We start from the raw sequence: 14,049 nt of genomic DNA on the forward strand, positions 1-14,049 counted from the left end.
TCAGGTCACCGGCCGGATCCCCGTGACGGGGGATTCGTGGCTCACCCTTCAGAGGGAGGGGCCAGAGGGAGGGGCCTCAGGCCACGCCGTTCTCGTAGGCGAAGACCACGGCCTGCACCCGGTCACGCAGGGACAGCTTCTGCAGCACCTTGCGCACGTGCGTCTTCACCGTCTCCTCGGAGATGAACAGGGTCTCGGCGATCTCCTGGTTGGACCGGCCGGTGGCGATCTGTTCCAGGATCTCGTGCTCGCGGGGCGTCAACGTCTTCAGCGCCCGCAGCGCCGCCTGCCCGGCGGCGTTCCCGTCACCGGGTCGGGTGCGTCCGGCAGGACGCTTCGCCACGGCGTCCTCGATGAGGCGTTTCGTCACCGACGGGGCGAGCAGTGCCTCCCCGGTCACGGCGAGGCGGACAGCCCGGAGGAGTTCGTCGGCCGGGGCGTCTTTAAGCAGGAATCCGGAACAGCCCATCTGCAGTGCCTCGAAGACATAGTCGTCGAGGTCGAAGGTGGTGAGCATGACGATCTTCGGTGCCGGGTCCAGCCCGGTGGACAGGATGCGGCGGGCGGCCTCCAGGCCGTCCATCACCGGCATCCGGACATCCATGAACACCACGTCCGGGTGTAGCCGGGTGACCTGCTCGACAGCCTGGGCACCGTCGGCGGCGTCCCCCACGACGGTGATGTCCGGCTGGGCACCGAGCAGGGCGGCGAAACCCTGCCGGACCATGGCCTGGTCGTCGACGACGGTGACGGTGATATCTCCCATGGACACCGAACCTACCTGTCGTTCACCCGTGCTCACCGGGAGACCGGGACAACGGCACGGACGCTGAACCCGCCGTCGGCGGCGGGCAGGGCGGTGAACGATCCGCCGACTGCCTGCACCCGGGCGGCCATGCCCGGGATCCCCGCCCCGCCACTGTGTTCCGGGGGGACGATCTCCCCGGGAGCGGCCGGACCGTTGTCGACGGTCAGGTCCGCGTCGCGGCGTCCGTCCTTCTCTGTGACAGTCAGGTTGACCAGGACCTTCCCGCCCGGCGCGTGGCGGGAGGCGTTCGACAGGGATTCCTGCAGGACGCGTTGCAGCACCACCCCGACCGTGTCGTCGAGGGAGTCGACGGAATTGTCGAGGGTCCAGGTGAGGTCCATGCCGGCGCGCCGGGCGGTGGTGAGTACCGGTTCGATCTGGTCGGCGCCGACCGGGGTGGTGGCCCCGGATTCGGCGTCCGAGCGCAGCACCCCGAGCAGTTCGCGGACCTGGTTGAGAGCCTCACGGGCGGTACCGGCGATGGAGTCGAACTCGGCGTGGACTGCCGGGGTGACGTCCTGGAGCCGGTAGGGCGCGGACTGTGACTGCACCACGATCATCGACATCTGGTGGGCGACCACGTCATGCAGGTCACGGACCAGCCGGTTGCGCTCCTCGGCCATCACCCGCAGCTGGGACTGCTCGGTCGCGCGGGTGGTCTCCGTCTTCACCTGGCGTCGGGAGGCGAGCAGCCAGCGCAGCAGCAGGAAGAACACGGGCCACACCAGTGCGCCGACGAGCCAGCCGACGATGACCTCCGTCGGGTTGGTCAGCATCAGCAGGGCGGTGCCGGTGACGGCGAAGGCCACGTCACGGGCCGGTCCGCGCAGGACGACGACCGCCAGGGTGAACGCCAGGGCGAGGTGGAAGGCGACCGGCCAGCCCAGGGCGAAGTCGGGGTTGTCGTGCAGCGGACGGCTGATCAGGCAGGCGGCCGCGACGACCGACCAGGACACCACCGGCCAGCGCACGGCGGTGATCACCGGCCACGTGCCGGCGGCGGCGAGCAGCGGCACGATCGCCGCGTGCAGGGAGTGGGTGAGATGGAAGGTGGGCCAGGCGACGGCGAAGAGGATGCCCGCGAACAGGACCACCAGCGCCGGGGCGCCGTACTGCCGCACCTGCGGGTTCGTCCGCAAGGTGGACAACGGTCGGGTGGACCGCTGACGGGTGAACCGGGGACGATGCAGGGTGGGGCTCATGGTTTCTGACACTAGAGCGCGACGTGGGACAGGACATCCCTCTCCAGGGTGATTCGGGTGGCGGGGAAGATCACTGCCGTGAGGGATCCGGGCGGTGGACGGCGCTCCATAGCGTTCACGGTCATGACACGCCTCTCTACCCGCACCCTGCTGACCCGTCCCCGCTACCTCCTCACCTCCCGCATCGCCGCGACGCTGGTGCTCGCCCTCGGCGGGTCGACGGCGGCGGCCGTACCGGTGGACGCGGCACGGGTCGAGAACAGCGCAGACACTGCAGTCGTCAGGGATGCTGCTGACGCCGCGGACACTGCGCCGGCGCTGCCCGGGTCCGCCGTCGCGGCCGCGCAGGACCTCGCCGCGGTGGGTGTCGACGGTGATCAGGACGACGTGTCCGCTGTGACTGACGCGGAGGCCTGGATCGCGGCCCTGCCTGAGGAGATCACCGGGGAACTGGGGTATCAGCCGGTGGTCGTCGACGGTGTCCCCTCGGATCCGGAGGGGGACTGCTCCTCCCCGGTTCCGCTGCCGGCGTCCTTCATCCCGGCCTGCCTCACCCACGACCTGGGCTATGACCTGCTGCGCGTCGCCGACGCCACCGGTGAGGACATCCCGCGTGGGGTACGTCCGGCGCTGGACCGGCAGTTGGCGTCCCGGATGACTGGGTCCTGTACGGACGCCGGGCTGCGAGGGGCAGGATGTCGGGCGATGGCCAATGTCGCCGATGCCGCGGTGACGGCCAACAGCTGGCGGCAGAACGACGGGGCGCCGGTGAAGGAATCCTGGCCGTGGTCCTGACTCTCCGACTCCTGGCCCGTCAGGTCCGTGATCTACAGTCACTCCCATGACCGATACCCGACCTGATCAGAGGACGCGACGCCCCGGCCGGTGGATCATCGGCCCGGTACTCCTCGTGATACTCGCCGTGGTCGTCACCGTCCTCATCGTCACCGGCAGGGACGACGGCGGCACGGAGGAGCAGGAGGCGCAGGAGGCGCAGGCTGACAGCCGGGACACCCTGGACACCCTGGACTCCGAGCGGATCCCCGACGAGATCGACCGGATCGTCGAGGAGGTCTCCCGGAGCTACGACGCGTCCCTCGGTGTGAGCCTGAAGTCCGACGGTGAGGTGCTGCATGCCGGTGAGCTGCAGGAGGTCCGCGCCTGGTCGACGACGAAGGTCCCGGTGGCGATCGCCGCACAGCAGCACGCCGAGGACAACGGCACCACCGGGTACATCGCCGACGACATCACCGCCGCGATGACCATGTCCGACAATGACGCCGCGATGCGCCTGTTCACCAGCCTCGGCAGTTGGCAGCAGGGGTCGGCCGCGCTGACGGAGGTCCTCAAGGAGACCGGGGACCCCACCGACGCGGTCGCCGCGGAGAGCGAGCCGGACTACACCGGTTTCGGTGACATCCACTGGACCCTCGACGACCAGGTGACCTTCGCCGACCGCATGGCCTGCCTGGACGGGTCGGAACCGGTCCTCGACGAAATGGGGCAGGTCATCGCGGTCCACCGGATGGGCCTCGGTGTGCTGCCCGGTGCCCGCTTCAAGGGCGGGTGGGGTCCGGAGAACGACGGAACCTATGTGCTGCGTGAGTTCGGACTGGTGGGGGAGAAGGCCCGTCAGGTCCCTGTCGCCATCGCCGTGGTCCCCGATGACGGTCTGGACTCCACCGCCCGGGAGGCCGCACAGGCCCTGGCTGAGGCGCTGGGGCCGGTGCTCGAGGCTGCGGCGGACAACGGTGGCACGGCCGAATGCCAGGTCCCGGCCAGCGTGCCGGACGCCTCCGATGAGGAGCCGGTGTCCGCCGAGGAGTACATGATGATGCAGTGACGCACGCTGGCATACACTGAAGCCTGACTCAGGAAAATGTACGGAAGGAAACACAATGACCCAGGGCTGGGGTTACACACCCCCGGAAGGATCCGGGAGTGGCGTACCGGGTGGTTCCGGTGGCGGCGAGGATGACGCCACCCGCATCTTCCCTCCGGTGACCCCGGGACAGGCCGGTGCGGCAGGTGCTGCGGGGGCAGCCGGCGCCGGCGGCTACCAGCACAATCCCTTCCAGTCCGGCCAGTGGGGCCCGCAGGGTCAGCAGGGCCAGAACCAGCCTCAGGGGTATCTGCCGGACCCGCAGCAACCCCAGGGGCCCCAGGGGCCGCAGTACCGACAGGACCAGCAGGGCAACGGTGGCGGCAACGGCACGAAGATCGCCCTGGTCATCGTGGTGATCCTGCTGGTCATCGCCCTCGGCGTCCTGCTGGCCACCCAGTGGAACAACCTCTTCGGCTCGGACGACTCCGACAACGGTGCGTCCTCCCCGGCGACCACCACGGTTGTCGTGCCGCCGGACGCCGGGGACACCGGGGGCACCGGGAACAGCGATGACTCCGCCCCGAGCACCACCGCCTCCCAGGCCCGGCCCACCAGCGCCGACCTGCCCGGTGGCGTCACCCCGGTGAATGCGGCGGCGTCGAACGGTGAGCCCACCGGAAACTTCAACTCCATCTGGCTGTCCGGCCCGACCACCCCGGGCTTCGCCGAGAACGTGCGCAACGCCTATGTCGAGGCCTACCGCGTCGACCGGAAGACCGACCAGACCGTCACCGCATCCAGCCCGACCACCGGCCGGACCTACACGATGAGCTGCTCGGACCAGGGGAGCTACATCCACTGCACCGGAGGCAACGACGCCCATGTCTACATCGCCTGACCGGCGTCCCGCACCGCTCATCCCCGCGGTCGTCCCCGCGGTCGTCACCGCACTCCTCACCACCGTCACACTCAGCGGCTGCGTCATCGGCACCGTCGACGATGAGGACGCCGACGCCGGGCAGACCGTCGTCACCGTCACCGACGACGGAGCGCCGGACCCCACCGGTCCTGCCACGTCCACTACTGCCGCACCGGCCACCGGTTCCGCCGACGGCGCGGAGGTGGACGTCGACGTCCCCTACTCGCTGGCCTACCTCGACAACGGTACGGTCGTCACCGCCGGTGACCTGGAGACCACCGCCGCCTGGTCGACGAGCAAGGTCCCGGTCGCCGTCGCCGCACTGCGCGCCGTCGACGACGGCAGCTCCCTGTCGGACGCCGCGACAGTCCAGAGCAACGTCACCTCCGCGATCACCGCGTCCGACAATGACGCCGCCCAGGCACTCTGGGATTCCCTCGGGGACCCCGCCACCGCCGGTACGAAGGTCGAGGAGGTGCTGCGTGACGGCGGTGACGAATCCACCACCGTGCAGACCCGGGTTGTCCGCGACGGGTTCACCTCCTTCGGTCAGACCCTGTGGTCCACCGCCGACCAGGTGCGGTTCGCCGACGGACTCTCCTGCCTCACCGGGGCGCAGCCGGTGCTCAACGCCATGGGGCAGATCTCCGCCGGGCAGGACTACGGTCTCGGCCGGATCCCCGATGCGCGCTACAAGGGTGGCTGGGGCCCCGACGCCTCCGGCAGCTACCAGGTCCGCCAGTTCGGGCTGGTGCCCGGTGCCGACGGCACCCTGGTCCCGGTGGCTGTTGCCGTGACCTCCCCGGACGGCAGTTACGAGTCCGGTTCCGCGGCCCTCAGTGAGATCGTCGACCAGCTCGGCGGCACCCTCGGCAGCGCCCACGGCGTGGAATCGATCTGCTGAACAGTACGTTCCGTCTCCTGCGCCCATCCACAGGTTGATGCTCTATGGTCGTGGGGTGGTTGATTGGAACGAAGACGGAAGAGACGGGCAGAGCCGGGGAGGCACCGCGGGTCTGTGGACCCTCGGCGCCATCCTGCTGCTGATTCTCAGCGTCACTGTCGTCGTCACGGCCCTGAATTCCGGGTCCTCCTCCGAGAGCTCGGCAGACCGGGAACAGTCTGCCCTGGAGAGCGCGGCGACCGAGGCGTCCCGCCCGACCGCGCAGGAGCAGGCCGAGGATGCGACCCGCCGCATCGAGGCTGTCGTCAACGACATCAGCGAACGTTTCGATGCCCAGGTGGGCATCAGTCTGCGGGCCGGGGGCGGCGTGGTCCACGCCGGTGAGTCCGGTGATCTGCACGCCTGGTCCACGGTCAAGGTCCCGATCGCCTTCGCCGCCGTCCAGAACGCGCTGGACGCAGGGCAGGACCCCACCGTCCTCGCCGACGACCTCACTCTCGCGCTGACCCGGTCGGACAATGACGCCGCCCTGCGGCTCTGGGAGTCCCTCGGCACCGAGGAGGAGTCCTCGGCCGCCGTCGACGGCGTCTTCCGGCAGGCCGGTGACCCCACCGACGCCGAGGGGGACCGTGACCGGGAGGACTACGAGGGCTTCGGAGACATCTACTGGACCCTCGACAACCAGGTCATCTTCGCCAACCGCATGGCCTGCCTCCCCGGCGCGGAGCAGATCCTCGACCAGATGGGGCATGTCGTCGACGAGCACCGGGACGGTCTCGGTCAGCTGCCGGGCGCCCGGTTCAAGGGCGGCTGGGGTGACGAGAACGACGGCACCTACCTGTTCCGCGAGTTCGGGCTCGTCGGCGAAGCCGACCACCAGGTCCCCGTCGCCTTCACGATCGTGCCCGGTGACGCCACCGACGCCACCGCCCGGGAGGCCTCCGCCGCTCTGGCCGAGGCGCTCGCCCCGGTGATCACCGACCTCGGCAGCGAGGGTGGTGTGGCGGAGTGCCAGGTCCCGGACTCCGTCCCTCCCGCCGAGACATAGCGGGACGCCGGGTCGCCGGTCAGACCTCCAGCAGCCCGATCTGCGCGCCGATGCTCTCGGCGTAGTGCAGCTGGTCCAGCCAGCCGGCGGCGCCGGGACGCAGCTGGATGTACGGCCGGTCCGTCGGCCCGCCCTTCACCCGCCCGGCCCGCGCCTCGTAGCGCAGCCGGGCGTCATGACCGGCGTCGACGAGGCCGGAGATGTCCCGTTCCGGGTCCGCCAGATTCTCCCGCGCCTCGGCCAGCAGCTCCATCGCCTCGTCGAGCGCGGTGACCAGGGCCTCCCGGTTGTTCTCGCACATCGCCCGGACCAGGTCCGGTTCGGTACCGGCGACCCGGGTGGCGTCACGGAAACTCGACGCCGCCAGGGACAGCGCCAGCGCCCCGCCCTGGTCCGCGGTCACCGCGAGCGCTTCGGCGAGGACATGGGTGAGGTGGGAGATGCGGGCGACGGCCCTGTCATGCTTCCGGGCGCGGGCCGGCACGACCACCGAACCGACCTGCACCGCCATGTCCACGACCCGGCACCAGACCTGCAGCCAGTCGGCGTCCTCGGGGGTGCCGTCCGCCGGTGCGCCGTCGGTCGTCACCACCCACACCGCCCCGTGGAACAGCCCCTCCTGGGTCGCGTCCCAGCCGGAGTCCGCGGTGCCGGCCATCGGGTGGCCACCGACGAACCGTCGGGACAGGCCGTGGTCCTCGACCAGCTGCAGCACCTCACCCTTCACCGAGGTCACATCGGTGAGCCCGCAGGACGGGGCATGGGTGGCCACCGCCTCGAGCATCGCCGGCAGTGCGGGGACCGGGACACCGAGCACGATGAGGGCGTCCTCCCGCTCGGCGCGGGTCAATGTGGCGACGAGATCGCCGGAGACGTCGAAACCGTCGGAGGATGCCGCCTCGACCGTCGCGGTCGACCGGTTCCACCCGAAGGCGGGGGTTCCCGCAGCCGCAAGATCACGCAGCAGACTGCCGCCGATCAGACCCGTTCCGAGCACGCACACCGGACCGGACCGTCCGGGGGAACGGGGGTGGGCAGCAGGCTGTCCGTCGACATGTGCGGTGGTCAGGTCGGGATTCGGAGAAGTCACCTACCAAGTGTGGCACAAAGCCGACTACCGTAGCGCCCATGAGTGGTTTCGTCGTCGCAGCACACCTCACCGACGGGGTCTGGAATCTGCGCGTGGTGCAACGGTCCGTTCCCGACGGTCTGGCCCCGCTGGTCCGTCGGCTGCGGGACATGCGTGCGGAGGGTGTCCTGCTGGGACTGGTCTCCGTCGACGATGACTGGGCTGCCCTGGTGCGCCCCGCCCCGGGCGGCGCCCGACTGCTGCTCGGTGACTCGACCGTCGCCCTTGAGGACGAGGACGATCCCGAGGTCGACGGGGTGCGGCTCGCCGCGGACATCCTCGACGAGCTCGGTCTCGACGCCCCCACCGACGAGGAGATCGAGGAGGCCGACGACCCCGACGCCCCCTGGCCCGAGGGTGACTTCGGCATCCTCACCGACCTCGGCGTCGGTGGGCAGTCCCTCTCCGTCCTCTTCGACGACGCCGAGATCTACGCCTCCGACCAGCTGCTCTCCATCGCCGGAGACCTGGGCTTCGGGGACGAGCTCGCCGACCTCTTCGACGAGGAGCTCGCTGACCTTGTCGGCGACGAATAGTCCCCTGATCGGCGACGGACTGCCGGACCCCGCGACCACGGTGCGTGACCGCGCACGGATGGCCAGGGCACTGGAGGTCGCGGCGTCCACCCCGGACGGTGATGTGCCGGTCGGTGCGGTGGTCTACGCTCCCGACGGCACCGAGCTCGCCGTGGCGACGAACCGTCGGGAGGCGGACACCGACCCCACCGCGCACGCCGAGGTCCTCGCCCTGCGGGCCGCCGCGGTCACCCACGGGGACGCCTGGCGGCTGACCGACTGCACTCTCGTGGTCACCCTGGAACCCTGCGCCATGTGTGCCGGGGCGATGGTCGGTGCCCGGGTGCGCACCGTGGTCTTCGGGGCGTGGGAGCCGCGGACCGGGGCCTGCGGCTCGGTGTTCGACGTGGCCCGCGAATCCCCGCTGCACGAACTGGAGGTCCGTGGTGGAGTGCTGCCCGACGAATGTGAGGATCTGGTCCGGGAGTTCTTCAGTTCCCGACGGTGACCGGGCCGGAGTGTGTATTGTCGGCCACACCGGCCGGGCCTCCACCCCCGGACCACCGACTCTCCGAAGGGAACCACCATGGGCATCGATGACCTGAAGAAGTACGCGGACAAGGCCAAGGGCGCCGTCTCCGACAACCGCGACAAGATCGAGGGCGCCGCCGACAGCGCGATCGACAAGGTCGCCAAGGGTGACAAGGGCGACAAGGCCAAGGGCGCCGTCCGTAGCGGCCTGGACAAGCTGGCCGGAGAGTAATTTCCGTTACCGACCCCGGTGCGTTATCCTGTTCCACGGTGGCGTGTCCGAGCGGCCGAAGGTGCTCGCCTCGAAAGCGAGTGTTGTGTAATAACAACCGGGGGTTCAAATCCCTCCGCCACCGCCGGAAAAAAGAACCCCGGTACCGGATCCCCGGTGCCGGGGTTCTGACATGTCACCTGCCACGGGGGTGGGGAGGGGTGGTCAGAAACGGGCATTCTGCGGAGTGTACGGCTCTCACCTCGCTGTGATGCGGAGTTGTCCGACCCCGTTGCTACGGTTGTCTCCGGCGGAACAAGGGTGGACCACAGCAGAAAGAAGGTCAGGGCACAGTGCCGAAGCCGGTGGACAAGGGGACGACGTATGTCCCGGGGTTGGACGGACTGCGCACACTCGCGGTCACCGTGGTGATTCTCTTCCACCTGGGTGTCGGCGGCGTCCCCGGCGGACTGCTCGGAGTGGGTGTCTTCTTCACCCTCTCCGGCTATCTCATCACCGCCAACCTCATGCGGTCCTGGGACCGGCGCGGCAACCTCGGCCTGAAGACCTTCTGGCTCCGCCGCTTCCGGCGCCTGGCCCCCGCGATGATCGTCACGGTCATCGCCGTCCTCCTGCTCACCGTCGCCCTCGACCGCGGCGCACTGACCGACCGGGCCGGTGAAGGGCTTTCGACGTTCTTCTACGTCAACAACTGGCACACGATCTTCTCCGAGGCGTCCTACTTCGACAACTTCGGCGGTCCGGGGCCGTTGGACCACATGTGGTCCCTGTCGGTGGAGGAGCAGTTCTACCTGGTCTGGCCGCTGATCCTGCTCGGGCTGCTGTTCCTGCTGCGCAGCCGCCGCACACTGGTGGCCTGGGCGACGGTCGTCCTCGCTGCGGCGTCCTTCGGGCTGATGTGGTGGCTCGCCACCGACGGTGCGGACAACACCCGTGCCTACGAGGGCACCGACACCCGTGCCGGCGGACTGCTGCTCGGCGCCGCCCTGGCCGTCTGGCTGGCGTCCCGTCGGTCCGCCGGGAAGTCGACGCAGCCCAACGGGCCCGCCGCCGCGGTCCTCGGACTGGTCGGTGTCGCCGGCATCCTCGCGATGGTCATCCTCGTCGACCAGGACGACATGTTCCTCTACCAGGGTGGCATCGCCCTGCTCAGCGTCGCCGCGGTGTGCGCGATCCTCGCGGTGCTGCGCCCCACCGGTGTGTGGTCGGCCGTCTTCGGTTGCCTGCCGATGCGGTGGCTCGGCGAGCGGTCCTACGGCATCTACCTCTGGCACATGCCCGTCATCGCCTTCCTCCCGGCCGGCTGGGTCCAGGACAGGCTGCTGCTCTCCCTCGTGCTCACCGCCGGTATCTCCGTGGTGCTCTCCGCCCTGAGCTGGAGGTACTTCGAGGACCCGGTCCGCCGCCACGGCGTGGTCGGTCCGGTGAAGGACTGGTGGGCCGAGTGGAAGCTCGACAAGGCCGTCCCGGTGAAGCGCCGTGGCCGGATCCAGCGCTACGCCGGGGCCGGCTCCGGTGTGGTGCTCTCCGCCGTCATCGTCATCGGTGCACCCGCCGTCCTCGCCGACCCGGACGGCGGTGCGTCCGGCGCGTCCACCGACGGCACCGGCGGCCAGGCCATGGAGGTCGAGAACGACGGCCCCGTCACCGCCGACGGGGCCGACGCCGCCGAGGCTGCGGCCGACGGCGTCAGCCAGATGGCCTGCACCAAGGTCATCCACGTCGGTGATTCGACCTCGCTCGGGATCTTCAACCCGGAGATGCTGCCCGACCCTGACGACGTCGGCGAGAACCAGTACATCGAGCACGGCGCGCCTGAGGTCGAGACCAGTGTCTTCGGTGGACGCAACACCACCGAGGGCTTCGAGGACTACCCGTCAGCGGTCGATTCCGTCGCGGAACTGCTGACCTACGACCAGCCCGAGGGCACCTGCTGGGTCATCGGCACCGGTGTGAACGACGCCGCGAACGTCGCCGCCGGCGCGAACTACGACGAAGAGACCCGCGTCCGCATGATGATGGACCAGCTCGACGGTCAGCGCGTCATGTGGTCCACCGCGAAGACCCGCATCGACGACGGCTACTACGCCGACGCCAACATGCAGAAATTCAATGAGATCCTCGAGAACACCATGAAGGACTACCCCAACGCCGTCGTGTGGGACTGGGCCTCCGAGGTCGCCGACCACATGGACTGGTTCCTCGACGGTGACGACGTGCACTACAACGCCGAGGGCAACGCCGCCCGCGGCCGGATGTTCGCCGCCGCCCTCGCCCGGGCCTTCCCGGCCGGCGGGCCGGACCCGGTGAAGGGCGGAACGGTCGTGACCTCCGGGGCCGAGTAGCCGGTCCGGGATCTTTCCGGGTCTTCCTCAGCCTTCCCAGCCATGTCGCCTAGGATGGTCGGCCATGGCTACCTTCCTCTTCCGCCTCGGCCGCTGGTCCTTCCTCCACCGGAAGTCCGTTCTCGTGGTCTGGCTCGGCGTCCTCGTGGTGGTCGGTGGTCTTTCCACGGCGTTCCAGAAGGGGTACAACGACCTTTTCTCGATCGACGACGTGCCTTCCCAGCACGCCACCGAGATGCTGATGGACAAGTTCCCCGGCACCAAGAATCCGATGGAGGACGCCGGGGTCACCCTCGTCTACCAGGCCCCCGAGGGGAAGACGCTCACCGACCCGGAGGTCGCGGCCGCAGTGGAGGAGTCCGTCGACGCGGTCCGCGACAACGTCTCCGCGTTGACCGATGAGGCCCGCGAGGAACTCACCGACCCGGTCACCGCGAACGACGCCCAGACCGACCTGCTCATCTCCTCGGAGACGGAGATGGGGCTGTCGCAGCAGGTCGCCGAGGCGGACGCCGCGAATGTCGCCCTGGTCAGTGCCGACGGAACGACCGGCACCACCAGTTTCTCCTTCGACGTCGACCTGCCCGCGGACGTCACCACCGCTGACAAGGACGCGGTGAACGACGCACTGCAGATCGCCCGCGACGCCGGGCTGCAGGCGGAGGCCGGTGGCGCCGGCTTCGGCGACCCCATCGAGATCGAGCCGATCAGTGAGGTCATCGGCGTCATCGTCGCCTTCATCGTCCTGGTCTTCACCTTCGGGTCGATGCTGGCCGCGGGCCTGCCGCTGATCACCGCGCTCATCGGTGTGGGCCTGGGAGCGCTGGGCATCACCGGTGCGACGGCCTTCGTGCAGCTGAACAACATCACCCCGGTGCTCGGCATCATGATCGGACTTGCCGTCGGTATCGACTACGCCCTGTTCATCATGAGCCGTTTCCGGGACGAACTGCGTCACGGCAGATCGAGGCCGGACGCCGTGGGTCTGGCGGTCGGTACGGCCGGTTCCGCGGTGGTCTTCGCCGGGCTGACGGTCGTCGTCGCTCTCGTCGGTCTGGCCCTGGCGAACATCGAGTTCCTCACCTACATGGGCTTCGCCGCCGCGGCCATCGTGCTCATCGCCGTGCTCGTCGCGTTGACGCTGCTTCCCGCACTGCTGGGCTTCGCCGGGGACCGCGTCTTCCGGAAGGACGCCGCCTTCGGTCGCGGTGACATCCCGGACAGCTCCCCGGCACGGGGACGCCACGGGAAGCGTCGGAAGCCGGATGTTCTCGCCCGACTGTCCGGACGGTTCGGTGGGACCTCGGGTGACGCGCGCAAGGCCCGCAATCCGTATGCGCCGACATTGGGCACCCGCTGGGTGATGCTGATCCACCGTGCCCCGGGCCTGTTCGTGGTCATCGTCATCGCGGTCCTGGTGCTGCTGACCCTGCCGGCGAAGAACCTGCAGCTCTCGCTGCCCTCGGACATGACCTCGCCGGAGTCGACGACACAGCGTAAGTCCGCCGAACTCATCGAGGACGGCTTCGGTGCGGGGCGGAACTCCCCGCTGCTCGTCATCGTGGACGCCGAGAACGTCGACCCGGCGGCAGAGTCGCTGAAACCGCTGGTGGACGGTGGAATTGACCCGGCCCAGGCGTCCTTCGTGGTGATCAAGGACCAGTTGGGCAACAATGTCGGTGTGGAGCACTCGCAGCTCATCAGCGCGTCGGAGGACGGTACAACCGCGCAGATCCTGGTGACGCCCACGACCGGGCCGATCGACGAACAGACGGTGCAGCTCATCGGCCAGTTGCGCAGTGAGCAGTCCCGGATCGAGGCGGAGACCGGGGTGGACATGGGTATCACCGGGTTCACTCCGATCCAGCAGGACGTCACCGACCGGCTGGAGGACGCGATGCCGGTCTACCTGGGGCTGGTCGTGGGTCTGGCACTGGTGCTGCTGCTGATGGTGTTCCGCTCGCTGATGGTGCCGCTGGTCGCGGCGGCCGGGTTCCTGCTCTCCATCGGCGCGGCCTTCGGCGTGACGGTGCTGTTCTGGCAGGAGGGCCTGTGGGGCCTCATCGACTCGCCGGGCCCGCTGATCAGCTTCATGCCGATCTTCCTCATCGGCGTGACCTTCGGGCTGGCCATGGATTATGAAGTGTTCATTCTGTCCCGGATGAGGGAGAGGTGGACCAAGCACTCTCACCAGGCAGTGGCTGACGGATCAGCCGGGAATTTCAACGCCGTCGAGGATTCCGTGGTCCGGGGATTCGGCATGGGTGCACGTGTGGTGACTGCGGCCGCGCTGATCATGATCGCCGTGTTCGCCTCCTTCATCGCCCAGCCGCTGCCGTTCATCAAGGTCTTCGGTTTCGCCCTCGGTGCCGGCGTACTCTTCGACGCCTTTTTCATCCGGATGACGCTGGTGCCTGCGCTGATGTTCATCACCGGGCGTGCCACCTGGTACATGCCGAAGTGGTTGGATCGGATTCTCCCCACGTTCGACGTGGAGGGCGAGAAGCTGGAGAAGGCCTACGCCTCCGGTGCGATCGAGAAGATGGATGATGAGCCGGTGAAGGACCGGGTGGACGCCTGACGCGGGCGTA

Annotated in this window: 13 protein-coding genes and 1 tRNA gene; 11 read left to right on the forward strand and 3 right to left on the reverse strand. The window is 69.1% G+C overall.

The window, feature by feature from the left end:
- Window positions 1-76 precede the first annotated feature (76 nt).
- Together Q0A27_RS08550 and Q0A27_RS08555 are read right to left on the reverse strand one after the other, a co-directional pair.
- Complete coding sequence (locus Q0A27_RS08550) at window positions 77-766, reverse strand: response regulator transcription factor (protein ID WP_291474636.1); 690 nt, start codon at window positions 764-766, stop codon at window positions 77-79.
- Window positions 767-798: 32 nt separating this feature from the next.
- Window positions 799-2,010 carry a histidine kinase gene (locus Q0A27_RS08555; RefSeq protein ID WP_291474637.1) on the reverse strand — a complete coding sequence of 404 codons (1,212 nt, stop codon included), beginning with the start codon at window positions 2,008-2,010 and terminating at the stop codon, window positions 799-801.
- 123 nt (window positions 2,011-2,133) lie between these two features.
- On the opposite strand from Q0A27_RS08555, the gene Q0A27_RS08560 reads away from it, so the two are divergent.
- Genes Q0A27_RS08560 through Q0A27_RS08580 form a run of 5 tightly spaced genes read left to right on the forward strand, consistent with a single transcriptional unit; the run spans window position 2,134 to window position 6,706 of the window.
- Window positions 2,134-2,805 carry a hypothetical protein gene (locus Q0A27_RS08560; protein WP_291474638.1) on the forward strand — a complete coding sequence of 224 codons (672 nt, stop codon included), beginning with the start codon at window positions 2,134-2,136 and terminating at the stop codon, window positions 2,803-2,805.
- A 46-nt stretch (window positions 2,806-2,851) separates the two neighbouring features.
- Window positions 2,852-3,853, forward strand: a complete 1,002-nt coding sequence (locus Q0A27_RS08565) for a hypothetical protein (RefSeq protein WP_291474639.1) — start codon at window positions 2,852-2,854, stop codon at window positions 3,851-3,853.
- Between the two features lie 55 nt (window positions 3,854-3,908).
- Window positions 3,909-4,733 carry a hypothetical protein gene (locus Q0A27_RS08570; RefSeq protein ID WP_291474640.1) on the forward strand — a complete coding sequence of 275 codons (825 nt, stop codon included), beginning with the start codon at window positions 3,909-3,911 and terminating at the stop codon, window positions 4,731-4,733.
- A complete protein-coding gene (locus Q0A27_RS08575; RefSeq protein ID WP_291474641.1) occupies window positions 4,717-5,658 on the forward strand; it encodes a hypothetical protein in 942 nt (313 codons plus the stop codon). The genes Q0A27_RS08570 and Q0A27_RS08575 overlap by 17 nt, the downstream gene beginning before the upstream one ends.
- Window positions 5,659-5,713: 55 nt before the next feature.
- Window positions 5,714-6,706, forward strand: a complete 993-nt coding sequence (locus tag Q0A27_RS08580) for a hypothetical protein (RefSeq protein ID WP_291474642.1) — start codon at window positions 5,714-5,716, stop codon at window positions 6,704-6,706.
- 19 nt (window positions 6,707-6,725) lie between these two features.
- Here the strand turns inward: Q0A27_RS08580 and Q0A27_RS08585 are convergent, their stop codons facing one another.
- On the reverse strand, window positions 6,726-7,709 hold the full coding sequence (locus Q0A27_RS08585; protein ID WP_291474727.1) for a prephenate dehydrogenase: 984 nt from the start codon (window positions 7,707-7,709) through the stop codon (window positions 6,726-6,728).
- A gap of 125 nt (window positions 7,710-7,834) precedes the next feature.
- Here Q0A27_RS08585 and Q0A27_RS08590 point away from each other — a divergent pair, with 125 nt between their 5' ends.
- The 6 genes from Q0A27_RS08590 (at window position 7,835) to Q0A27_RS08615 (ending at window position 14,039) form a co-directional block, all read left to right on the forward strand.
- Window positions 7,835-8,371, forward strand: a complete 537-nt coding sequence (locus tag Q0A27_RS08590) for a tRNA adenosine deaminase-associated protein (RefSeq protein WP_291474643.1) — start codon at window positions 7,835-7,837, stop codon at window positions 8,369-8,371.
- Window positions 8,372-8,429: 58 nt separating this feature from the next.
- Window positions 8,430-8,858, forward strand: a complete 429-nt coding sequence (locus Q0A27_RS08595) for a nucleoside deaminase (protein ID WP_291474729.1) — start codon at window positions 8,430-8,432, stop codon at window positions 8,856-8,858.
- A 78-nt stretch (window positions 8,859-8,936) separates the two neighbouring features.
- The gene (locus Q0A27_RS08600; RefSeq protein ID WP_291474644.1) at window positions 8,937-9,113 is read left to right on the forward strand and encodes a hypothetical protein; all 177 of its coding nucleotides are present in this window, start codon (window positions 8,937-8,939) and stop codon (window positions 9,111-9,113) included.
- A 37-nt stretch (window positions 9,114-9,150) separates the two neighbouring features.
- Window positions 9,151-9,237, forward strand: a tRNA-Ser gene (locus Q0A27_RS08605).
- A 208-nt stretch (window positions 9,238-9,445) separates the two neighbouring features.
- Entirely contained in the window at window positions 9,446-11,458 is a 2,013-nt protein-coding gene (locus Q0A27_RS08610) for an acyltransferase family protein (RefSeq protein WP_291474645.1), read from the forward strand.
- A 64-nt stretch (window positions 11,459-11,522) separates the two neighbouring features.
- Window positions 11,523-14,039 carry an MMPL family transporter gene (locus Q0A27_RS08615; protein ID WP_291474646.1) on the forward strand — a complete coding sequence of 839 codons (2,517 nt, stop codon included), beginning with the start codon at window positions 11,523-11,525 and terminating at the stop codon, window positions 14,037-14,039.
- Window positions 14,040-14,049: the final 10 nt, after the last annotated feature.

The organism is Corynebacterium sp. (assembly GCF_022712275.1).
Taxonomy (GTDB): Bacteria; Actinomycetota; Actinomycetes; order Mycobacteriales; family Mycobacteriaceae; genus Corynebacterium.

What these genes read in the sequence shown, in the direction of transcription:
- Q0A27_RS08560 (WP_291474638.1), top strand. Translation starts at nt 2,134, where the DNA reads ATGACACGCCTCTCTACCCGCACCCTGCTGACCCGTCCCCGCTACCTC.
- Q0A27_RS08600 (WP_291474644.1), top strand. Translation starts at nt 8,937, where the DNA reads ATGGGCATCGATGACCTGAAGAAGTACGCGGACAAGGCCAAGGGCGCC.
- Q0A27_RS08575 (WP_291474641.1), top strand. Translation starts at nt 4,717, where the DNA reads ATGTCTACATCGCCTGACCGGCGTCCCGCACCGCTCATCCCCGCGGTC.
- Q0A27_RS08595 (WP_291474729.1), top strand. Translation starts at nt 8,430, where the DNA reads ATGGCCAGGGCACTGGAGGTCGCGGCGTCCACCCCGGACGGTGATGTG.
- Q0A27_RS08570 (WP_291474640.1), top strand. Translation starts at nt 3,909, where the DNA reads ATGACCCAGGGCTGGGGTTACACACCCCCGGAAGGATCCGGGAGTGGC.
- Q0A27_RS08555 (WP_291474637.1), bottom strand. Translation starts at nt 2,010, where the DNA reads ATGAGCCCCACCCTGCATCGTCCCCGGTTCACCCGTCAGCGGTCCACC.
- Q0A27_RS08590 (WP_291474643.1), top strand. Translation starts at nt 7,835, where the DNA reads ATGAGTGGTTTCGTCGTCGCAGCACACCTCACCGACGGGGTCTGGAAT.
- Q0A27_RS08565 (WP_291474639.1), top strand. Translation starts at nt 2,852, where the DNA reads ATGACCGATACCCGACCTGATCAGAGGACGCGACGCCCCGGCCGGTGG.
- Q0A27_RS08615 (WP_291474646.1), top strand. Translation starts at nt 11,523, where the DNA reads ATGGCTACCTTCCTCTTCCGCCTCGGCCGCTGGTCCTTCCTCCACCGG.
- Q0A27_RS08550 (WP_291474636.1), bottom strand. Translation starts at nt 766, where the DNA reads ATGGGAGATATCACCGTCACCGTCGTCGACGACCAGGCCATGGTCCGG.